The organism is Streptomyces sp. NPDC005794 (assembly GCF_042871445.1).
Taxonomy (GTDB): domain Bacteria; phylum Actinomycetota; class Actinomycetes; order Streptomycetales; family Streptomycetaceae; genus Streptomyces.
This window is the reverse complement of record NZ_JBIAIN010000022.1, coordinates 68,719-89,599: the sequence shown is the minus strand read 5'-3', so window position 1 is coordinate 89,599 and position 20,881 is coordinate 68,719. Positions and strand designations below refer to the sequence as shown.

Annotated in this window: 17 protein-coding genes; 2 read left to right on the top strand and 15 right to left on the bottom strand. The window is 70.1% G+C overall.

Translation table 11 applies throughout. From position 1 onward, the window contains the following. Positions 1–93 precede the first annotated feature (93 nt). Both ACFYQ5_RS29670 and ACFYQ5_RS29665 read right to left on the bottom strand, forming a co-directional pair. On the bottom strand, positions 94–315 hold the full coding sequence (locus tag ACFYQ5_RS29670; RefSeq protein ID WP_389202023.1) for a response regulator transcription factor: 222 nt from the start codon (positions 313–315) through the stop codon (positions 94–96). A 244-nt stretch (positions 316–559) separates the two neighbouring features. After that, a complete protein-coding gene (locus ACFYQ5_RS29665) occupies positions 560–2,686 on the bottom strand; it encodes a type IIA DNA topoisomerase subunit B (protein WP_389201970.1) in 2,127 nt (708 codons plus the stop codon). A gap of 432 nt (positions 2,687–3,118) precedes the next feature. On the opposite strand from ACFYQ5_RS29665, the gene ACFYQ5_RS29660 reads away from it, so the two are divergent. Further along, positions 3,119–3,352 (top strand): hypothetical protein, encoded by a 234-nt coding sequence (locus ACFYQ5_RS29660; protein ID WP_014153643.1) that lies wholly within the window; start codon positions 3,119–3,121, stop codon positions 3,350–3,352. 118 nt (positions 3,353–3,470) lie between these two features. Here the strand turns inward: ACFYQ5_RS29660 and ACFYQ5_RS29655 are convergent, their stop codons facing one another. The 7 genes from ACFYQ5_RS29655 to ACFYQ5_RS29625 form a co-directional block, all read right to left on the bottom strand. Then, positions 3,471–4,301, bottom strand: a complete 831-nt coding sequence (locus ACFYQ5_RS29655; RefSeq protein WP_389201968.1) for a S1 family peptidase — start codon at positions 4,299–4,301, stop codon at positions 3,471–3,473. 131 nt (positions 4,302–4,432) lie between these two features. Beyond that, on the bottom strand, positions 4,433–5,980 hold the full coding sequence (locus tag ACFYQ5_RS29650) for an RNA polymerase sigma factor (RefSeq protein ID WP_389201967.1): 1,548 nt from the start codon (positions 5,978–5,980) through the stop codon (positions 4,433–4,435). A 324-nt stretch (positions 5,981–6,304) separates the two neighbouring features. Beyond that, complete coding sequence (locus tag ACFYQ5_RS29645; RefSeq protein WP_389202021.1) at positions 6,305–7,171, bottom strand: FadR/GntR family transcriptional regulator; 867 nt, start codon at positions 7,169–7,171, stop codon at positions 6,305–6,307. 181 nt (positions 7,172–7,352) lie between these two features. Continuing rightward, entirely contained in the window at positions 7,353–9,125 is a 1,773-nt protein-coding gene (locus ACFYQ5_RS29640; RefSeq protein WP_389201965.1) for an ATP-binding cassette domain-containing protein, read from the bottom strand. Positions 9,126–9,271: 146 nt separating this feature from the next. Beyond that, positions 9,272–10,036, bottom strand: coding sequence for an NUDIX domain-containing protein (locus ACFYQ5_RS29635; RefSeq protein ID WP_389201964.1), 765 nt, complete (start codon positions 10,034–10,036; stop codon positions 9,272–9,274). Positions 10,037–10,111: 75 nt separating this feature from the next. After that, on the bottom strand, positions 10,112–11,494 hold the full coding sequence (locus tag ACFYQ5_RS29630) for a DUF4192 domain-containing protein (RefSeq protein ID WP_389201962.1): 1,383 nt from the start codon (positions 11,492–11,494) through the stop codon (positions 10,112–10,114). A gap of 151 nt (positions 11,495–11,645) precedes the next feature. Then, the gene (locus tag ACFYQ5_RS29625) at positions 11,646–13,805 is read right to left on the bottom strand and encodes a RecQ family ATP-dependent DNA helicase (RefSeq protein WP_389201960.1); all 2,160 of its coding nucleotides are present in this window, start codon (positions 13,803–13,805) and stop codon (positions 11,646–11,648) included. A 410-nt stretch (positions 13,806–14,215) separates the two neighbouring features. On the opposite strand from ACFYQ5_RS29625, the gene ACFYQ5_RS29620 reads away from it, so the two are divergent. Next, the gene (locus tag ACFYQ5_RS29620) at positions 14,216–14,848 is read left to right on the top strand and encodes a hypothetical protein (RefSeq protein ID WP_389201958.1); all 633 of its coding nucleotides are present in this window, start codon (positions 14,216–14,218) and stop codon (positions 14,846–14,848) included. Between the two features lie 57 nt (positions 14,849–14,905). Here ACFYQ5_RS29620 and ACFYQ5_RS29615 read toward each other — a convergent pair whose 3' ends face one another. The 6 genes from ACFYQ5_RS29615 to ACFYQ5_RS29590 form a co-directional block, all read right to left on the bottom strand. After that, on the bottom strand, positions 14,906–15,544 hold the full coding sequence (locus tag ACFYQ5_RS29615; RefSeq protein WP_389202020.1) for a hypothetical protein: 639 nt from the start codon (positions 15,542–15,544) through the stop codon (positions 14,906–14,908). A 58-nt stretch (positions 15,545–15,602) separates the two neighbouring features. After that, positions 15,603–16,313 carry a ribonuclease HII gene (locus tag ACFYQ5_RS29610; RefSeq protein ID WP_389201957.1) on the bottom strand — a complete coding sequence of 237 codons (711 nt, stop codon included), beginning with the start codon at positions 16,311–16,313 and terminating at the stop codon, positions 15,603–15,605. Positions 16,314–16,566: 253 nt separating this feature from the next. Continuing rightward, on the bottom strand, positions 16,567–18,348 hold the full coding sequence (locus ACFYQ5_RS29605) for a DUF4153 domain-containing protein (RefSeq protein WP_389201956.1): 1,782 nt from the start codon (positions 18,346–18,348) through the stop codon (positions 16,567–16,569). Between the two features lie 222 nt (positions 18,349–18,570). Beyond that, complete coding sequence (locus tag ACFYQ5_RS29600) at positions 18,571–19,482, bottom strand: ADP-ribosylglycohydrolase family protein (RefSeq protein WP_389201953.1); 912 nt, start codon at positions 19,480–19,482, stop codon at positions 18,571–18,573. A gap of 12 nt (positions 19,483–19,494) precedes the next feature. Next, a complete protein-coding gene (locus ACFYQ5_RS29595; RefSeq protein ID WP_389201951.1) occupies positions 19,495–20,154 on the bottom strand; it encodes a histidine phosphatase family protein in 660 nt (219 codons plus the stop codon). 92 nt (positions 20,155–20,246) lie between these two features. After that, positions 20,247–20,852, bottom strand: coding sequence for a YdbC family protein (locus ACFYQ5_RS29590; protein ID WP_389201949.1), 606 nt, complete (start codon positions 20,850–20,852; stop codon positions 20,247–20,249). Positions 20,853–20,881: the final 29 nt, after the last annotated feature.

Sequence of the window (20,881 nt, the reverse complement as noted above, 5' to 3'; positions counted from 1 at the left end):
CAACTCCCTTGTCCACGAGCCTTTTCGGCCGCGTAGCCAAGAATGGGCAGAACGGGAAGATCCCGGGCACTTCATTCCCCGTGCTTCACCATTTCAGGTGACGGAAGTGCCAGGCGGGTGTGCGAGCCCCCGGCCGTACGCATAGCGCACGACCCCTGTCCTGTCGCGCGCTCCTGTCCTGGCGAAGAGGTTGTCGATGTGCGTCTTCACCGTGGCCCGGGAGATGTGCAGGGTGCGTGCCATCTCCGTACGGGACAGACCGTCCGCGATGAGCACCAGGACCTCCGCCTCCCGAGGAGTGAGGCCGTCGGGCAGCTCCGACGGAAGCGGCGCCCCGGCCCCGACGGCCTGGGCGGTGATCCGCTCCAGAAGCCTGCTCCGCGCCTTCGGCGAGAGCCCTGCCTCGCCGGCATCAGAACGTTGAAGAGTTCTGACATGGCCGCCTCCGAGGGGCGTGAAGATTCGGTGTCTTCGGCGCTACGGAGGCGTGGCGGTCATGGGATCGGCTCTGGGGCTGACCGTGGGTGGAGAAGATGTCTCCACCCACGGGTGGAGGACGTCAGACGTCGATACGTGAACGGTCCAGTGTGGCGGCGGAGCTGGTGATGAATTCCTTGCGGGGCGCGACCTCGTTGCCCATCAGCAGATCGAAGACCTGTTCGGAGGATTCCAGGTCGCCGATGTTGATGCGGCGCAGGGTGCGGTGGCGCGGGTCCATCGTGGTCTCCGCCAGCTGGTCCGCGTCCATCTCACCGAGGCCCTTGTAGCGCTGGATCGAGTCCTTGAACCGGACGTTCTTCCGCTGCAGCTCCAGCAGGGTCTGCCGGAGCTCGTTGTCGGAGTAGGTGTAGATGTACTTGTCCTGGCCCTTCTTGGGCTGGACCAGCTCGATCCGGTGCAGCGGGGGCACGGCCGCGAAGACCCGCCCCGCCTCGACCATCGGCCGCATGTAGCGCTGGAAGAGCGTGAGCAGCAGGGTACGGATGTGCGATCCGTCGACATCGGCGTCCGTCATCATGATGACCTTGCCGTAACGCGCCGCGTCGATGTCGAAGGTGCGCCCTGAGCCTGCTCCTATGACCTGGATGATGGCGCCGCACTCAGCGTTCTTGAGCATGTCCGAGACGGACGACTTCTGGACGTTGAGGATCTTTCCGCGAATCGGCAGCAGGGCCTGGAACTCGCTGTTGCGGGCCAGTTTCGCGGTGCCGAGGGCCGAGTCACCCTCCACGATGAAGAGCTCGCTGCGCTCCACGTCGTCACTCCGGCAGTCGGCGAGCTTCGCGGGCAGCGAGGAGGACTCGAGCGCGGTCTTGCGGCGCTGCGCGTCCTTGTGCTGGCGGGCTGCGATACGGGTGCGGGCCGCAGCCACCGCCTTGTCCAGCACCGCCCTGGCCTGTGCCTTGGCATCACGCTTCGTGGACGTCAGGAACGCCTTGAGCTCCTTGGCGACCACATTGGCCACGATCCGGTTGGCCGCCGAGGTGCCCAGCACCTCCTTGGTCTGCCCTTCGAACTGCGGCTCCGCGAGCCGCACGGTGACGACCGCGGTCAGGCCTTCCAGGGCGTCGTCCTTGACGATGTCGTCCTCGGCGACGCGCAGCATCTTGGCGGAACGCAGGACCTCGTTCACCGTCTTCGTGAGGGAGCGCTCGAAGCCGCTGACATGGGTGCCGCCCTTGGGGGTGGCGATGATGTTGACGAAGGACTTGAGGTTGGTGTCGTAGCCGGTGCCCCAGCGCAGGGCGATGTCGACACCCAGTTCACGGGTGACCTCGGTGGCTGTCATGTGTCCGCGGTCGTCCAGGACCGGCACGGTCTCCTTGAACGTTCCCGTTCCGGTCAGGCGCTGGACATCGCAGACGGCCTTGTCCTGCGCGAGGTACTCGCAGAACTCGCTGATTCCGCCGTCGAAACGGAAGGTCTCCTCGGTCTTGCCCTCGCCGTCGATGCCCCGTTCGTCGCGGACGACGATGGTGAGGCCGGGCACGAGGAACGCGGTCTGGCGTGCGCGCTGGTACAGCGTCTCCAGGCCGAGCTTCGCGTCCTTGAGGAAGATCTGCCGGTCCGCCCAGTACCGCACCCGGGTACCCGTACGCGTCTTGGGAACACGCTTGCCCTTGCGGAGACCGTTGGCGGGGTCGAAGGGGCTGTCCGCCCCCTGCTCGGTGAACATGCCCGGGACACCGCGCCGGAAGCTGATGGAGTGGGTCGCGCCGTTGCGGTCGACCTCCACGTCCAGCCGCGCGGACAGCGCGTTCACGACCGAGGCGCCGACGCCGTGCAGGCCGCCCGACGCCGCGTAGGACCCGCCGCCGAACTTGCCGCCGGCGTGCAGCTTGGTCATGACGACCTCGATGCCGGAGAGCCCGGTCTTGGGCTCCACATCGACAGGAATGCCTCGGCCGTTGTCTCGGACCTCGACGGACGCGTCGTCGTGGAGGATGACCTCGATGGTGTCGCAGTAACCCCCGAGAGCCTCGTCGACAGAGTTGTCGATGATCTCCCAGAGGCAGTGCATGAGTCCGCGGCTGTCCGTGGACCCGATGTACATCCCGGGGCGCTTACGGACCGCTTCGAGCCCTTCGAGGACGAGAAGGTGCCGCGCGGTGTAGTTGGAACTGTCCCTGTCTGCGCCGCCTGCTCCGGTCAGCAGCGCAGTGGACGGCACGGAATCGGCGGTCACGCGGTTCGCTCCTCGCTGAATTTCATTGGGGGGCCCAGTGGGGACGGGCTCGGCCTCGGTAGCCCCTGAGAGCCTACCGAGGCCTGGTAGAGCGGTTGTAACGCCACCCAGGGGGAATCCTTATGCTAGTCCAGCCTCGCATAGACGTTCGATCATCCTTTGGGGTGACTCGTACATCACGTTCCCTTCGAGGCATGAACCATTTAGGCTCCGGGCACGTCCTCATGAACAACCGGCAAGCCAGCCGGCGGACCGGCCCACACAAGCAACGCGAAACCGTAGCGCTACGCAATACGGCACATTCGCCGCCAACCGGCAACAGACAGCCATCCTGAGAAGAAGTTTCGAAGAAATGCCACGAGCGGGAACGTTTTCGGCCTGGTTGGATGTTGACCCTGGTACGACAGCTCGTCGAGCTAGAGAAGAGGCGACGTGACTACTGTTCTGACCCCCGCGAGCCCGCTGACCGCAGCAGACCGCTGTGACCGTTGCGGCGCCCAGGCATACCTGCGCGTCGTCCTGATCAGCGGCGGTGAACTGCTCTTCTGCGCCCACCACGGGCGCAAGTTCGAGCCGGAACTCAAGAAGATCGCCGCGGAAATACAGGATGAGACAGATCGGCTCACTGCCGTGCAGGCCAGTGCTGCCGACGAGGAACAACACTGACACCTCGCATCCACGACGAGCCACGGGCCCGGTCCAGGACCGGCCGACGGGCGGCCTCCCCACGGGGAAAGCCGCCCGTTCTCATACCGTCAGCGCGAGGCGGGGCGAGGCGCCACGGTCAGCTCCGGCCGGTCATCCACCCGATGGCTGCGGATACACGCGTGTAGACCCCCGGGCTGCCGGGGCTCCCGCACCCGCTGCCCCAGGAGACGAGCCCGACGAGGCGCCCACGGGCCACGAGCGGGCCTCCGCTGTCCCCCTGGCACGCATCCCGCCCACCCGCACTGTCACCGGCGCAGAGCATCGATGAGGCCTCGTAAGCGCCCTGTGCGCCGCCGGGGTACGCCCGGGAACAGTCGTTGTCCGGCAGCACCCGCACCGAGGCGGCGCGCAGCCCGGACGCATAGGCTCCGTACCCGGTCGTGTCCCCCCAGCCGTACACCGTCGCCGAGGTGCCCGGTTCGTACGCCGCGTTCCCGGCCCTGGCCATCGGGATGACACTGCTCTCCGGCAGCGCCCGGGCCAGCGTGAGGACCGCGAGGTCGGCGGCGTTCGTGCGCGGGTCGTACCCAGGATTGACCCACGTCGAACGCACAGGGATCTCCTGACCGCCCGGCCCACTCAGCTCGTCCCGCCCGGCGATGATCCGCAGATCCCGGACGTCCGGGACCGCGACTCCCAGTACCTCCTCACTGAGGCAGTGCGCGGCCGTCAGCACCCTCGTGGGTGCTATCGCGACTCCGCCGCAGAACTGACCCGCGCGGATTCCTCCGAACCGGTCACGGCTCGAAAGGGCCACCGCCCACGGACTGTCCGCGACGGCCACCGGCCTCCCACCGACAATGATGCTGTCCGCCGCGGCGGGGGCCGGGGGACCGAGCGGTATGACGGCCGCAGAGGCCGCCAGGGCGAAGGCCGCAGGAAGGGCACGGAAGAGAACACGGGGCATGGAGGCTCCTGACGCCGAGGTGAACAGTGCCCACTCAGCGTCATCCGCCCTGGTGCCGACCGCACGCGGACATGGGTCGGGGCGCGGAACCTTCGTCAGGTTCCGCGCCCCGGCCCGTGTACGTCCGCGATCTAGTCGAGGTAGTCGCGCAGCACCTGCGAACGCGACGGGTGACGCAGCTTCGACATGGTCTTGGACTCGATCTGACGGATGCGCTCGCGCGTCACGCCGTAGACCTTGCCGATCTCGTCCAGCGTCTTCGGCTGACCGTCGGTGAGACCGAAGCGCATGGAGACCACGCCCGCCTCACGCTCGGAGAGCGTGTCGAGCACGGAGTGCAGCTGCTCCTGGAGCAGGGTGAAGCTGACCGCGTCGGCCGGGACGACCGCCTCGGAGTCCTCGATCAGGTCTCCGAACTCGCTGTCCCCGTCCTCACCCAGCGGGGTGTGGAGGGAAATCGGCTCGCGGCCGTACTTCTGGACCTCGATGACCTTCTCGGGGGTCATGTCGAGCTCCTTGGCCAGCTCCTCCGGGGTGGGCTCACGGCCCAGGTCCTGGAGCATCTGGCGCTGCACCCGCGCGAGCTTGTTGATGACCTCGACCATGTGCACCGGGATACGGATGGTGCGGGCCTGGTCGGCCATGGCGCGGGTGATCGCCTGGCGGATCCACCACGTGGCGTACGTGGAGAACTTGTAGCCCTTGGTGTAGTCGAACTTCTCGACCGCGCGGATCAGACCGAGGTTGCCCTCCTGGATGAGGTCCAGGAAGAGCATGCCGCGACCGGTGTAGCGCTTGGCCAGCGAGACCACGAGACGGAGGTTGGCCTCCAGCAGGTGGTTCTTGGCCCGGCGGCCGTCCTCGGCGATGATCTCCAGCTCGCGCTTGAGCTTCGGTGCGAGCTTGTCGGAGTTCGCGAGCTTGTCCTCGGCGAAGAGGCCGGCCTCGATGCGCTTGGCGAGCTCGACCTCCTGCTCGGCGTTGAGGAGGGGGACCTTGCCGATCTGCTTCAGGTAGTCCTTGACCGGGTCGGCGGTGGCGCCGGCGACGGCGACCTGCTGCGCAGGCGCGTCGTCCTCGTCGTCGTCGGAGAGGACGAAGCCCTTGTTCTCGCCCTCGCCCTCCTCTTCCTCACCCTTGCCGGCCTTTACTTCCTCGACCGCGTCGTCACCGTCGAGCAGTTCGTCGTCCTGCTTGCCGGTCTTCTTCGCGGCGGTCTTCTTGACCGCGGTCTTCTTCGCGGCGGTCTTCTTGGCAACCGTCTTCTTGGCTGCTGCCTTCTTCGCAGGAGCGGCAACGGCAGCGTCGTCGGCCGCCACGTCCGCGCTCTGGGCCGCCGGGGCGGCAGACGCCGCGACGGTCCGCGTCACGGTCGTCTTGGCAGCGACAGTCTTGGTGGCGGTGCGCTTGACCGGGCTCTTCGCTGCGACGCTCTTGCGGGCGCGCTTAGGCGACTCCGCGGCACTGACCATCAGCGTCACACCCTCTTCCTCGAGGATCTGGTTGAGGCTGCGCAGAACATTCTTCCACTGGGTTGGCGGAATCTGGTCAGCCTCGAAGGCCCGACGCACGTCATCGCCGGCGATCTGCCCATCAGCCTTTCCCCGCTCGATGAGCGCCATCACAGACTCGGACTCGGCGATCTCCGGCGGGAGCGTACGGGATGTGCTGGCCGACACGAACAACCTCTCGGAACGATGGAAACGGCTTCCGGCCCGGCCCTGGAGAGGGCTGGAACCGACGACCGTCGGCTGGGGATGTCGCCGACGGCGCGGGCTTGGCCTCAGAACTGCACAGCGCACTCTGTGGCTGCTGTATTCCTTCCGCGGCGGTCACCTCTTAAGTCATCGCACTGTTTCGAGGAGTGTTACGCCCAATTCGCGTGGCCCCAGTCACACCTCATTTGCGACAAACAGAACCAGAGGTCACATCACCGCATAAACATGCCGCCGAACCGCGAGGGTCCGGCGGCACACGGTTCGCATACCCCGGCCTGACGGCGTTCAGTGCTCGCGAGGCGCGGGAACCACCCGTTCCCCATCGGTGTGGCCGACCAGCAGCTGACGCATGGCGGCCTCGGCACCGGCGGAATCACCCGACGCGAGCGCCTCCACGATCCGCGCGTGGTGTCCGAGGGAGGCCTCGGCGGGCCGGTCACATCCTGTGACGGGTCCACCGGAAACATGCAGGGCGGCCGACACGATCCCGGAGAGATGTTCGAGCATGCGGTTACCCGCCGCCTGGATCAGCAGGGCGTGGAACTCCGCGTCGGCCCGGGAGAACGTCATGGTGTCCCCCTGCCCCATCGCGTGGCCCATGATCTCGATCATGTCGCCGAGACGCTGCTGGATGTCCTCGCGTCCGTGCCCGGCAGCAAGCCGGGCGGCCAGCGGTTCGATGGTCCATCGGAGGTCGTCCAGCTCGCGGCGCTGGTCATCCCGCTGCGGGCCGAAGGCGCGCCATTCGATGATGTCGGGGTCCAGCAGATTCCAGTCGCTCACCGGACGGACCCGCGTGCCCACGTTGGGCCGGGCGCTGACCAGGCCCTTGGCCTCGAGGACGCGCAGGGACTCCCGCACGACGGTGCGGGAAACCTCGAATCGCTGGCCGATCTCCTCCGGGACGAGCGGCCGGTCGGCACCGAGGTCACCGGAAACGATCATCTGGCCGAGCTGCTGGACCAGTTGACCGTGAAGCCCACGGCCGCGACTGGCCGTGCCGCGCCGGCTCGCCCGCCCCAGTTCGGATTCCGTACCGCCCCAGGACCGGAGGGCGGCGCGCTCGCCGGCCGGCGCCTCCGTGTAGGGGTAGCGGTCGAGTTCGCCCGGGCCGGCGAGGCCGGAGTCGGCGGAGCGGGCGGCGGTCATCATGGTGTGCGCAAGGGTACTCACGCATCCTTTGTCGGCGCGGCTCGCCCAGCCCTTGAGGTCTTTGCTGAAAAGCACACGAAAGGGTGATCGGCACCCGCCTCTCAATTGACGCCTTATCGGCAGAAACCGCACCCTTTCGAGAAGGTTGTCCGCAAGAGGCCACCGGGCCTGGACGATCCGGTCACCAACGAGCCCTCCCGCGAAGACTGGTGAACACATACGCGCAGATCAAGGCAGACAACGACAGGGAAAGCGCCAATCCCACGGGCTGGGCCACGACCCGCACGGCAGCCATGACCCATCGGTCCGTCTCGTACGGCCACTGCAGCCACCCGAGTTCACGCAGCCGGCCCGGCAGCCCGGTGATCGACCGGGCGGACGGTCCCGCGAGGAGCTTCTGCACCAGCGGTACGACGAGAACCGGAACTGCCAACACGGCAGCCACTCCGGCACCGGTCAGCCGGAACACGCCTGCCCCCAGCAGCCCCGCCCAGGCGCACCCGACCGACAGCCCCGCCCAACTGAAGGCCAGCTGCGCGCCGTTCGCCGGGACGGCCACCAAGTCGCCGCCGTACACGAGGCGCAAGGCCTGGGCGTCCGCGAGTACGGACAGCAGGGCGAGCAGCAGCGCGACGCCCGCCGAGACCACCAGCTTGGCCAGCAGGAGACCGAGACGACGCGGCACCGTCCCGCGCCCTGCGGCGAGCGCCGGGTAGCGGAACTCGTCACCGAAGGAGAGGGCACCCAGCAGCCCGGCGGCGAACGCGGCAGGCGGAAGCGGCAGCAGGTCGGGCCAGGCGACCAGCAGATCAGGCAGGGGGGTCCTCCCGTAGCGGGCAAGCAACACGGAAAGACCCGCCGAGACGACCAGAACGGCAGCCATGATCAGGGCGGTTGTCCTGACGCCGAAGAGGCGGCGCAGCTCGTACCTCACGGGCCGGAGCGGCCCTCCGGCCGGGCGTACGGGGATGGGAGGCGGCAGCTTCGAGATCGCCACGGTCGTGGCGGGCCCCGGCAGGACGGCCTTCACCGGGCCACGCCCCGGAGCGCCGTCCGGACCTCGGGCCGGAGCGGCCACCGGGCCCGCGTCCCCGGTCTCGTCGGCGAGTTGATGAACGGGGACACCGTGCCGGTACGCCGCGTCCCCGATCTCCGCGCAGCTGCTGCCGTACACCGACAGCCGGCTGCCGTCCTCGGCGACCACTTCGACGGAGCGCTGGGCGGCGCGGGCCTCACGGCTCACCACGGCGGCCAGCCGGGCCGCGTGCGGGGTCCGCACGGCGACCCGGGGCCGCAGACGGGTGCGGGAGAAGTCGGCGACGTCCTGGTCGGCCACGAGGCGCCCCTCGCTGATCGTGACCACCCGGTCGGCCGCGCGGGCGGCCTCCTTGGGATCACCGGTCGTGTGCAGGACGGTGCCCCCCTCGGCCGCGTGCGCGCGCAGCAGGCCGTGGAGCCAGCTCCTCTCGCGTGGCGACAGCCCCTCGGTGGGCTCGTCGAGAACGAGCGTATGGGGGTCACCCAGCAGCGCCGAGGCGAGGCCGAGCCGCCGGTCCATACCCGCCGAGAGGGTTCCGATGCGCTGGTCCCCCAACCCCGCGAGACCGACGACTTCGAGCAGTTCATCGGCTCGCGACGCGGGAACTCCCGCTGCGGCACAGAGCATCCGGAGCTGACCGCGCGCGGTGCGCGCGGGATGCCCCGGTACGTCTCCGAGCAGTACCCCGACCTCGCGGGCGGGGTGGCCGATGCGGTGCAGCGGGCGGCCCTCGAAGTAGGTGACGCCCCTCCCCGCTTCGAGCCCGAGCATCAGCCGGAGGGCCGTGGTCTTGCCGGAACCGGGGGCGCCGAGCAGCATGGTGACACTGCCGGTCGGGGCTTCGAAGGTCAGATCGTCCACGACGGGCGGACCGTCACGGCGAGGGGGGCTGGTGAGTCCGATGGCCTGGAGCATCGCTTCTCTCGCTGAGGGTGAGACCGCTCGGCGGCAGGGTGGAGTACCTCAGCAAGATAACGCGACATTTCAGACTTTTGGCGCACCGCTGCTTCTGTGGGCGTTCCGCAGGTTCACCCGGCGTGGGCCTGCGGGGCCGGATCCGGTCAGACTTCCGGCCTCAGCATCGGAGGGTTGAGCACGGTCGCCGCACCGGCCCGGAACAACTGCGCGGGGCGGCCTCCCTGTCGCGTGGTCGTCCCTCCGGACGGGACGAGGAAGCCGGGCGTGCCCGTCACCTTGCGGTGGAAATTCCGGGGATCCAGGACCACGCCCCACACCGCCTCATACACCCTCCGCAGCTCGCCGACCGTGAACTCGGGCGGACAGAACGCCGTGGCCAGGGACGAGTATTCGATCTTCGAGCGAGCCCGCTCCACCCCGTCGTCGAGAATCCTCGCGTGATCGAAGGCCAGTGGCGCGGACTGCTCGCCGTCGCGGCCGAAGCCGCCTCCCGGCCCGAGCAGATCCTGGACCGACGCCCAGCGGGCACTGTTCGCGTCACCGCCCGCACGCGGGGCCGGCAGGTCGGGCGCCAGCGCGAGGTGCGCGACACTGACGACTCTCATCCGGGGGTCCCGCCCCGGATCGCCGTAGGTGGCCAGCTGCTCGAGATGGGCGCCGTTGCCGACGGCGGGGGCAGCCGGATCGTGTGCGCAGAGCCCGGTCTCCTCGACGAGTTCTCGCGCTGCGGCCGCGCCGAGGTCCTCATCAGCTCTGACGAATCCGCCCGGGAGCGCCCACCGTCCCTGGAACGGCGATTCGCCACGGCGTACCACCAGCGCACAGAGTGCGTGTCGTCGCACCGTGAGGACGACCAGGTCGACGGTGACAGCGAAGGGCGGGAAGGTCGACGGGTCGTAGGGCGGCATGCCGAAATCATAGTCGTCTTCCTGACGATAAACACTCCCTTCGCGAGACCGGTTCCACACCAGGGGACGAGTCCGTCATTCACGGCTCCTGGCTCCTCGGTGGCCCAGCCGCCGGGTGTCACGGGCCCCGTCCCGGCTCAGGGCCGAGCGCGGGCCGGAGGCGGCGCCCGGCGCCGACCGGTGCGTCACCCTCCGCTTCCGCCTCGCGGCCGGAGCACGCGCGGGCCGGTGCTCTGCCCCTCGCTCCGTACGCCGTCCGCTGTGTTCCTGCACGGCGCTGTGTTCCTGCGCGGCGCTGTGTTCCTGCACGGCGCTTCCGGGGCCGTCGCCGTCGCGCACGACGCGCTCCCCGCGGAGACAGCTGCGCAGCGTTTCCGGGTCCAGTCCCTGATTGCAGGCCTCGTGCAGCAATTGAGCGAACGTGTACGCGGGGTCGGCCCGCAGTGCGAGCCCCAGTGCCACCCTGGCACCCGCCTCGTCGCCGGTGGACCACGAGACCCAGCCGGCCAGCGTGAGTGGCGCCGCGGCGTGTTCCACGTACGGACCGACACAACGCCGAGCGAGAGCACGCCACAGCCGTAGCGCCGTTTCGGCCTCGCGGCCCTCCATCCACTCAGCGGCCCGGTCCCTGGTCTCCCGGTCCTGGATGCCGAGAATCACAGCCGCCGCCTCCTCAGCCGAGATCAGACCGTCGTCACGGGTGTCCTCCCCGGCGGAGCCTGCGGGCGGCGCGTCCCCAAGGCGTTCCATGAGGTCACGCGCGAGCGCCAGGGTCTCTCGCGCCACCTCACCGCGCCCGTCGACGTCGAGGATGCGGGACACCAGCACGGCACCCGCCGAATCCAGCGCCCCCTCCTGCTCCTTCGAGGCCGGGGGTTCCCACGGCATGAGCCGCGTCTCCATGTCCCGCAACGATCCACGCACCTGCACACCGGCATACGCGGCCGCGGCAGCCATCACCGTGGTTCCCGGGAGCGCCAGCGGATTCCCCTCGGTCGGGCAACAACGCTCATCGGGGCAGCAGTAGGACCAGTAACGGCCGTCGGAGATGCACAGCGCTTCGAGTACGGGGACGTCGAGCGCCCCGCAGGCCGTGCGCAAGCGCTGCGCGAGCGGCCGCAGCCGTTCCATCGTCTGCGGAGCGCTCTCCCCCTCGACGGGGTCCTGACAGAGAAAGACGACGATCGCGTCAGGGCGGGATTCGCGCCTCTCGCTCCCCTCGATCAGGCATTGCGCCAGCTGGGCGGCGACCGGCGCCCACTCCTCGGGCTCGGGCGGGATGCCCAGCCTGAGCCGGCCGCCGAAGCGGCCCAGACCGCCGTGCAGGGCCACCATGACCACGCTGTCGTTCGGATGAAACCCCATCAGGTACGGAAGGGCATCGGCAAGGTCGGCGGGACCGCGCAGGGTGATCTGCTGGGCATCGGACGGTCCGCTGGTTTCGTCGCGCTTGTTCATGGCACGACCGTCCCGCGCGCCGCCGATTTCCGCGACCCCTGTGGATAACGTTATCCACAGGGGTCGGTCACCATTCGCGCGTTGCCGTAGGCATCGGGTTACATCAGGGCATGACCGACGCGAAAAGTGCCCTGCGGCCGGCGAGGCTCGCTCAACCGGCCAGAGCGAGGACCAGCGGGAGCACCTGTTCGGCGCCGGCCTGACGCAGGATGCGTGCACCCACGGCCAGGGTCCATCCCGAATCGGAGTAGTCGTCGACGAGCAGGACCGGGCCGGGGGTGGCAGCCATGGCGGCGGCGAGTTCGTCGGGGACCGTGAACGAGGCGGCCAGGGTCCGCAGCCGCTGGGCGGAGTTGCTGCGGTGCGCGGCGAACTCATCGGCGTGCGGGGTGTAGGCCAGGCTGCCCAGCAGCGGAAGCCTGCCGACGCGAGCCACTCCCTCGGCCAGCGAGCCGACCAGCTGGGGGCGGGTACGTGACGGCATGGCGACGATTCCCACGGGCCGCGCCGCAGCGTCTGGCGCGCCGCCGGCCCAGCCGCCCGGCGAACGGGCCCAGTCGGCCAGCACCGTCACCACGGCAGCCAGCACGTCGTCCGGGACCCGCCCGTCGGCCGCCTGCGCCGACAGGATCGGGCGAAGGCGGTTGCCCCAGCCGATGTCCGACAGCCTTCCCAGCGCACGCCCGGTGACTGCCTGCTGGCCTGCGGGGATGCGGCCCTTCAGGTCCATTCCGACCGCGGCGAGGCCGGTCGGCCACATCTTGCGGGGTTCGACCTCCACTCCCGGGCGGTCCAGCTCGCCCGTCGCTGCCGCGAGGGCCCCGGGAGAGACAGCGGGATCGAGCCAGGGCCCGGCGCAGGAGTCACAGCGACCGCAGGGGACCGCCTTCTCGTCATCGAGCTGCCGCTGCAAGAACTCCATCCGGCAGCCCGTGGTCGCCACGTAGTCCCGCATGGCCTGCTGCTCGGCTTCTCGCTGCCGGGCCACCCACGCGTATCGCTGCGCGTCGTACGCCCATGGCTGCCCGGTCGCGGTCCAGCCCCCCTTCACACGCTTGACGGCCCCGTCCACATCCAGGACCTTGAGCATCGTCTCCAGACGCGAGCGCCGAAGATCCACCAACGGCTCCAGCGCCGGCAGGGACAACGGACGCCCCGCCCCCTCCAGTGCCGCCAGCGTCCGCCGCACCTGCTCCTCGGGCGGGAAGCCCACCGAAGCGAAATACGCCCAGATCGCCTCATCCTCCTTGCCCGGGAGCAGCAGCACATCGGCATGGTCCACACCACGCCCCGCGCGGCCCACCTGCTGGTAATAGGCGATCGGGGACGAGGGTGATCCCAGGTGCACCACGAAACCCAGGTCCGGCTTGTCGAAGCCCATGCCCAGCGCAGAGGTCGCCACCAGCGCCTTCACCCGGTTCGCCAGCAGATCCTCCTCGGCCTGCAGGCGATCGGCGTTCTCCGTCTTCCCCGTGTAGGAAGCCACCGGATACCCGCGCTGCCGCAGGAACGCCGCGACCTCCTCCGCCGCCGCCACCGTCAGCGTGTAGATGATCCCCGAACCCGGCAGATCGCCCAGCCGCTCCCCCAGCCACGCCAGCCGATGCGCCGCGTCGGGCAGCTCCAGCACACCCAGCCGCAAGCTCTCCCGGTCCAGCGGCCCCCGCAGCACCAGAGCGTCCCCGCTCCCCGTCCCCAGCTGCTCCGCCACATCCGCGGTCACCCGCGCGTTCGCCGTCGCCGTCGTGGCGAGCACCGGCACCCCGGCCGGCAGTTCCGCGAGCATCGTGCGCAACCGGCGGTAGTCAGGCCGGAAGTCATGGCCCCAGTCGGAGATGCAGTGCGCTTCGTCGACCACCAGCAGCCCGGTCGTGGCCGCGAGCTTCGGCAGCACCTGGTCACGGAAATCCACAGAGTTGAGGCGCTCCGGGCTCACCAGGAGAACGTCGGTCTCACCGCGCTCCACCTCCCCGTAGATCGTCTCCCACTCCTCAGGATTGGCAGAGTTGATCGTGCGCGCCTGGATACCGGCCCGCGCCGCCGACTCGACCTGGTTGCGCATCAGGGCGAGCAGCGGCGAAATGATCACCGTGGGACCGGAGCCACGCCGGCGCAGCAGGGCGGTGGCCACGAAGTACACCGCCGACTTGCCCCAGCCGGTGCGCTGCACCACCAGAGCGCGGCGGTGCTCCTCCACCAGGGCCGCCACGGCCTGCCACTGGTCCTCCCGCAGCCGTGCCGAACCCCCTGGGGCGCCGACGAGCTCGGCAAGGATGGCGTCGGCTTCAGCGCGGAGCTCCAGGTTGTCCATGTCCCCCATGCAACCCGATGACACTGACAATCGGCGAATCCTGACCGGTGCGGCGAAGGGCTCACGAAGGGTGCGCCTGCCGCGCGCTGATCGAGTTCGGCCCGGGCGGAGCGCCCGGCCACGTCCCTTCCCTGCTGCTCCGAGGCGCGGGGGCGGTGGAGGTGTTCCCGCTGGTCCTCGCAGTCCGGGCGTGACGAATGGCTTCGTCCGTCGCCGAACGGGCAGGGATATCCGTGCCATTCCGTCAGATAACCGTCAGCCGCGCCAATTGCTCGTTGCCGCCTGCCGGTACGACAGGAAGAATTGGAGTCGCTCCCCGCACGGTCTCTTCGCGGGCCCGGAAGGGCTGTGCTGCGGCGCGCCCTCACTCGACCCTGCCCGCACCGTGGGCGTGTAGCGAAGGGAGGACCGTGACCTTCGGATTCGCTCCGTCCGCAGCCTCTTCACTGTCGGCGTCCGCCGGCTCCGCCAATCACACTGCCAGGATCCTCGAACCAGCCGAGTGGGCCGCGGCAGGCATACCTCTGCTGCGCAGCCCGCGGGAGGTGGTCAGCGGCCTCCACGCGCGGCACCGGCCGACTCCCGCCACCGCGGTCGTCGCCGTCGTCGACCACGAGGAGCGGCTCACGGCCAGCGCCTCGTTCGCCCGGCGGTCCACCGTGGCAGCGGACGGCTGGGAGTTCCGCAATGCCCTGCTGGCACATCTGCGCCGGGTGATCCCGCACGATCTGCGGCGCCGCACCCCGGTGCGAACCGCGGTCCTGCTCTACTGCCGTGAGGGCGACGAGCGCTGGACCGAGGAGGACGGGGCGTGGATGTGGGGGCTGAGGGACGCCTGCACACTGCACGGCCTTCGCTGCGGGGCCTACATCACCCTGACGCGTGGAGGCTGGCAGGTCCTCGGTGAGGGCCGGGGCGGCCGCAGCCCGACGCTGCTGTCCAGACCGTCGGCCCTGGCGGACACCTCCGCCGGCCATGACGCCGTTCCGCTGAGCACCGGGGGCGGGGCGGTCGAGGCACTGCGGCGGAGCGCCGCCCGGTGAAACGGGACGTGGGTCCCGGACGTCCTCTCGGACGGCCGGGACCCACGGACGTTCAGCTCAGACTCCCGCACCCAGTGCGGAGTTGATCTTCTGCGGGTCTCCGCAGACGATCAGCAGCGCGCCGGCGCGCTCCCGCGCGCCGGACAGCGCTCGGGCAGCTACGTCGTCGAGGTCACCGTTCACCGCGACCACGACCACGGCACGGGAGGCGCAACGGTCGGCGTTCGCCGTGCGGGCGAAGAAGACGTCGTCACCCGCGTCGTGCTGGGCCCAGTAGGCGGTCTCTCCGAAGGAGAGTTCGTGGGCGGCCCAGGGGTGCTGTTCGCCGGTGGTGAGCACCAGGATGTCGCCAGGTGCCCTCCCGGAGTCGAGCAGCAGGTCGACGGCCTCGTCGGCTGCGTCGACCTCGCCGCCGGCCGGAGCCGGAATCAGCTGGAACTGTGCTGCGGAACCCTCTTCCGGCAGCTTTCGCCCGGCAGGAGCCGGAGCGGTGGGAGAGGCGGATGCGGGGCGCGGGCGCTGCGCCGGGGGCGCGGGCCGCGCGGGACCGCGTCCCGGGCTACCGGGACGCGGGGCGGCCGCGGAACGCGGGCCAGGTACGGGACGGGGGGTCGGCGCGGTGCGGCCGGCGGCCGGAGTAACGCGGGGACCCTGGGCGCTCTCGGGAATCTGAGGCTCCTCGGGGATGAGAGGCAGGAATGGTGGTCTGTCACAGCCGACGCGAACACGTCGGCGGGTGGGTGCGTACGTGCGATCAGAAGTCGAAGCCGAGCTGGCCCCCGCTTTCCAGTGCTGCCGCCTCGGCGGAGAATCGGACCTTCTTCAGGTGCTGCCACTCGGGCAGCGCGTCGAGGTAGGCCCAGCTGAGGCGATGGTGAGGCGTAGGCCCCCGTTCCTCCAGCGCGGCCCGGTGCACCGGTGACGGATAACCGGCGTTCGCGCCGAAGGCGAAGTCTGCGTACTGCCCCGTGTCCGCTCCCAGTTCGGCCATCATCGTGTCCCGGTGGACCTTGGCGATCACCGACGCCGCGGCGACGGCGATGCAGGACTGGTCCCCCTTGATCACGGTACGGACGTTCCAGGGCGGTCCGAGGTAGTCGTGCTTGCCGTCGAGGATCACGGCGTCCGGCCGCACGGGCAGTACCTCGAGCGCCCTGACGGCCGCGAGACGGAGAGCCGCTGTCATGCCGAGGTCGTCGATCTCCAGGGGTGACGCGTGCCCCAGCCCGTAGGCAGTGACCCACTTCTCGAGCGTCGGGGCGAGTTCCGCCCGGCGCTTGGGGCTGATCAGCTTGGAGTCGGTGAGGCCCTCAGGGGGTCTGCGGAGACCGGTGACGGCCGCGCACACGGTGACGGGGCCGGCCCACGCTCCGCGTCCGACCTCGTCGACACCGGCGACGGTCCTGGCACCGGACGTAGCGCGCAGTGAGCGCTCGACGGTGTGCGTGGGTGGTTCATACGGCATGGCGCCTGCCAGGTTACGCCGATGGGCACGGCAAGAACACCCCGGGGCACCATCCAGCGGTTCGGCACGCGTCCGGCCTGGTCCGGAACACCCTGCCGGTGCCCTGGGAGGCGCCGGTGAGTCACCGTCCTCGTGCGCCCCTCGCACCTCTCCGGGGCGAACGCGCTCCCCGAACGTCCCTGACCCGACCGGGCGTTCGGGGTACTCCGGGCACGCAAGGCGTGCGCCCACGTGTACGGGGCGCACGGCCGGCTCAGTACGGGTCGTAGGGGTCCTTCTCCTCGTAGCCGTCCCGCTCGCCGGTTTCCTGGCCGAGGCGGTAGCACTCGACTCCGTGGTTCCGTACGGGACGCTTCTCCAGGATGTCCCGGGCCCTGACCTCGCCCCAGCTGGAGGAGTACCACGGAGCGTCCGCGAGGGCGACGTCGCGCTCGAAGTCCCGCAGTGCACAGGACCTCAGCGGTTCCGGCAGTGTATCGAGGGCCGGTACGGCGTCCGCGGAGAGGCCCTTGAGGTAATCGATGTCGATCGTCTTGTCCCGGTCGTACCGCTCCACGTTCTGTTCGGCGATCAGCCCGTCGGGCGAGAGCAGCCCGAAGGCGAGCACACCGGCGGCGGCACTCACCGCGATCGCGCGCGGCAGCAGCCTGGCCCCGAAGACACCGGCCGCGAGGATCAGGACCAGCACCACGCCGAGCCAGAGCTCCACGGCGGCGACGGAGATCCGCAGCCGGGTCAGCCCGAAGGCGTCCACATAGAAGTCCATGCGCCGCAGCGCTGAGGCCACGACGACGAGCGTGAGTACGCACAGGGAACCGAGAACGCTCCGGACGAGGGTCCGGTCGCCCGGTCCGCCCCGCGGTGCCCAGCGCAGGGCGAGCGCGATGACGAGCAGGATCAGCACGGTGGCCCAGAGGAGCTGCCAGAAGCCCTGTCGCGCGTACTCGGAGGGCGTGAGGCCCGTCTTCTCCTGCACCGTGTCGTACCCGCTGAGAAGAACGACGAGCTGGAGCGCGATGAAGGCGGCGAAGAGCAGGTTGAGCACGATCAGCGGAAGTGCCCACTCCGCCCGGTTCCTGGCTTTGCCCGGCCGGACGGTGATGCCGTCCCAGCGCACCGGTGCCGCGGCGCTGTACGCGGCGGCGAGTGCCCCGACGAGTCCGAGCACGAAGAGGAAGACCCGCCAGGGGCTGTCACCGACCGACACGTCGGGGGTGAGGCTGCCCAGCAGGTCGGCGAAGGCGGCGTCCGCGGAGGCGAAGAGCGCGCCGAACACGACGAGCAGCACCACGGCCACCACCGTGCTGCGCACCACGGTGCGCACCCGGCCTCGGGAGTCGTCCGCGCGGGCACGCACCCCGAGCCATCCCCAGCGCACACCGGCGGCGGCCGAGGGGAACAACCCCAGCGATCCGAGCAGCACCCCCGGCCAGCTGCGGCTTCCGTGCAGGGCGAGTGAGCCCAGGGCGAGGGCGGACACCACGGCGAGGAAGACCGGCCACCCTGCCTCCCTGAGCGCCGGGATCGCCAGGAGGGCCAGGCCGCCCACCGCCCAGACGGCGGTCCAGGGCCGTAGCCTGCGCCCTGCCGTGCGCGCGGCGAAGAAGGCTCCCAGGGCGGCGGGCACCGCCACGATCAGCAGGTTGGGCCCCAGACCGTCCCCGAGCAGCAGGGCGCTGAGCAGGGCCGTGGCGAAGACCGACCAGAGTGTCGCCGGTCCGATCACGGACGGGGACGGAGGCCGCAGCCGGGACAGCACGCCGGGAGGAGGCTGCTGGCCCCGGCGCTGCCAGACGTCCGCCCGGGGCGGCGCCTGGAGATACCCGGGCACCTTCGGCACGTCCGGGCCGGCATTCTGCGGCGGGACCGGCGGGGTCGAAGCCCGCGCGGGCTTTCCCGCCGCCTTCGCCCGGCCGGGGCCTTCGCGCGGCACCTCACTCGCCGGCTCGGGCGCGGATTCCACCGGGTCGACGGAGACCGGCGACTCCGGTGGCGTCTCCGGCCGGCTGGACGCGTCGGACGGCTGATCGGACATTGGGACCCCTCCCCGACCGGGGTCCGCTCACACGGCCACATCGCGGCGCGACGGCCCCGGCGTCTCTAGGCGCACGCCCACCAAGATCGATGAGGGCGGCGTGGCCGAAAGAGTAAGTCCCGCCCGAGCTGTTCGAACGGTTGGGGTCACCGCTGTGGCAGGACCGTGACAGTGGAACGCCGGTACCTGGCTGTGGCCCCGCCGAACCGCCCCGGCGGACGGTCAGCGACGCGCCGGAGCGCGGGGCACCCAGTCGGGCAGTTCCTCCGTCCGGGCCAGCCAGTCCGCCGGAGGCGCGCCGACCGGCTCCGAGGCCACGATCCCGCCGACGATGGCGCAGGTGGTGTCCACGTCGCCACCGGCCTGCGCCGTCACCCAGAAGGCCTGTTCGAAGTCGCCGAGGCTCCGTGCCGCCGACCAGAGGGCGAACGGCACCGTGTCGTGCGCACTCGTGCGGCGGCCGTTGCCGAGCACCGCCGCGACCGTCCCGGCGTCCCGGTAGTCGAGCATGTCGCGCGCCCTGCGCAGCCCGGCACCGACCGCGCTGCGGGGCACGAGGGCGACGACGCCGTCAAGCAGGTCCTCCGGCGTCGGCGGCCCTCCCGGAGCGGCGACGAGGGCGGCGGCCGCCGCGACGGCCATGGCCCCCACGACGGCTTCGCGGTGCTGATGCGTGGTGTACGAAGAGATCTCGGCCTGGTGGGTGGCCTGTTCCGGGTCGTGCGCGTACCAGGCACCCAGCGGCGCGATGCGCATCGCCGAGCCGTTCCCCCAGGAGCCCTGGCCCTGGAAGAGGGCGGACGCCAGCTCCCGCCAGTCGCCACCTTCCCTCACCAGCCTGAGCAGCCGGTTCACCGCGGGGCCGTAGCCCCGGTCGAAGTCGTGGTGCCGGGCGAAGGAGAGGGCGAGCGCGTCCTGGTCGACACGCTCGTGCGTGGCCAGCACAGCGAGTACGGAGCAGGCCATCTCGGTGTCGTCGGTCCATTGCCAGCCGTCCGGCGGCAGGTCCCGGTTCTTGAGCAGGGGGTAATGGGCCGGAACGAAGAACTGGGAGCCGAGGGCATCTCCCACGGACAGGCCACGCAGGCTGGCCAGAGCGCGTCGGAAGCGTTCGGAAGCGGAGTCAGCGGTCATCGCCCTGCCACTCTATCCGGTGGTGCCGTACGACTCAGGGGTACGCCACTGCTCGAAGGGCCGGTCGAGCGTGTAGCGGCCGTTCTCACCGAGCAGCAGCGTTCTGGACTCGCCGTTCCCCGGATTGGACAGCGACTCGAATTCCGCCACCGACCAGTGGAACCAGCGCATGCAGAAGAGCCTCATGGTCAGCCCATGGGTGACCAGCAGGACGTTCGGCGGATGGTCGGGGGCCTCGAAACTGCGGTGGAGGCTCTCCAGGAACGCGTCGACCCGGTCGTACACATCGGCCCCGGACTCACCCTGCGCGAAGCGGTAGAAGAAGTGCCCGTACGCGTCCCGGTAGGCCTTCTGCAGCCTGATGTCGTCGCGGTCCTGCCAGTTGCCCCAGTCCTGCTCACGCAGCCGGGGCTCCTCCCTGACCCGCACGCGTCCGGATTCGAGGCCGAAGGCCCTGAACGTCTCGTGGGTGCGCCGGTAAGGAGAGAGGTAGACGCTGACACGCTCGTCGCCGAACGTCTCACGCAGCCGGAAGCCCGTCGCCCGCGCCTGGCTCAGGCCCTTCGCCGTGAGCCTGAGCGCGTGGTCGGGCTCACGTTCGTAGACGGTGTCGTCGGCGTTGCCCTCCGACTCACCGTGCCGGACGAGAACGATCCGCTGCGGTCGTGCCATGTACCGACCCTAGATGTCGACCGGCGCGATCGAGCAATTGTGCGGGCTTCGCCGGGCGTATGTGACCGAGGGAACGACCGTACCGGCGTGGGTCAGACCGTCCACGACGGATCGAGCTGCACCACGTCCCCCGTGAGCGAGACGACGTCCCTCTCGATCTCCGCCCGCGCGGAGAGCCGGGCGACGCCCTCGGGCCGGTACTTGCCGCGTTCGGCGCTGGACTGCCACATCGACAGCACCAGGAACTCATGGCCCGGGGCTTCCCCGAAGACTCCGCGCAGCATCCCGGGGGAACCCGCCATGGCCGGGTTCCACACCTGTTGCTGCATGAGCGCGAAGTGGTCGACGCGATCCTCGTGCACCCGGCTGTGCGCCACCCTGACCACGTCCGCGTCGGTGAAGTGCGGCGCAAATCCGGTCTTCACGTCGAAGCGGTACTCGAAGAGTTTGACCTGCATGTCCTTGTACATTCCGGACTGTGCGACGGCCAGCCGGTCGTGCCCGCGGGCCATGAAGGAGTCGTAGAAGACCCGGCTGTCCCAGAAAGCGAAAACGTGGGCGACTTCGGGCTGCCCTCGGCTCCACCCGCCGCTCTGACCCCGGAATCCCGGCTCGTCGAGCAGCCCCGCCCACTTCCGCTGCCCCCGCTCGAAACCACGACGGTCCGACACGGTACAGCGAATCCACTTGACCAGCACTGCGCCATCGTACGGCGCCCGGCGTGTCG

Bases quoted from the DNA above. Each gene is read 5' to 3' on its own strand.
- ACFYQ5_RS29655 (WP_389201968.1), bottom strand. From the start codon at position 4,301: ATGCCCCGTGTTCTCTTCCGTGCCCTTCCTGCGGCCTTCGCCCTGGCG.
- ACFYQ5_RS29645 (WP_389202021.1), bottom strand. From the start codon at position 7,171: ATGATGACCGCCGCCCGCTCCGCCGACTCCGGCCTCGCCGGCCCGGGC.
- ACFYQ5_RS29640 (WP_389201965.1), bottom strand. From the start codon at position 9,125: ATGCTCCAGGCCATCGGACTCACCAGCCCCCCTCGCCGTGACGGTCCG.
- ACFYQ5_RS29635 (WP_389201964.1), bottom strand. From the start codon at position 10,036: ATGCCGCCCTACGACCCGTCGACCTTCCCGCCCTTCGCTGTCACCGTC.
- ACFYQ5_RS29630 (WP_389201962.1), bottom strand. From the start codon at position 11,494: ATGAACAAGCGCGACGAAACCAGCGGACCGTCCGATGCCCAGCAGATC.
- ACFYQ5_RS29625 (WP_389201960.1), bottom strand. From the start codon at position 13,805: ATGGACAACCTGGAGCTCCGCGCTGAAGCCGACGCCATCCTTGCCGAG.
- ACFYQ5_RS29610 (WP_389201957.1), bottom strand. From the start codon at position 16,313: ATGCCGTATGAACCACCCACGCACACCGTCGAGCGCTCACTGCGCGCT.
- ACFYQ5_RS29605 (WP_389201956.1), bottom strand. From the start codon at position 18,348: ATGTCCGATCAGCCGTCCGACGCGTCCAGCCGGCCGGAGACGCCACCG.
- ACFYQ5_RS29600 (WP_389201953.1), bottom strand. From the start codon at position 19,482: ATGACCGCTGACTCCGCTTCCGAACGCTTCCGACGCGCTCTGGCCAGC.
- ACFYQ5_RS29595 (WP_389201951.1), bottom strand. From the start codon at position 20,154: ATGGCACGACCGCAGCGGATCGTTCTCGTCCGGCACGGTGAGTCGGAG.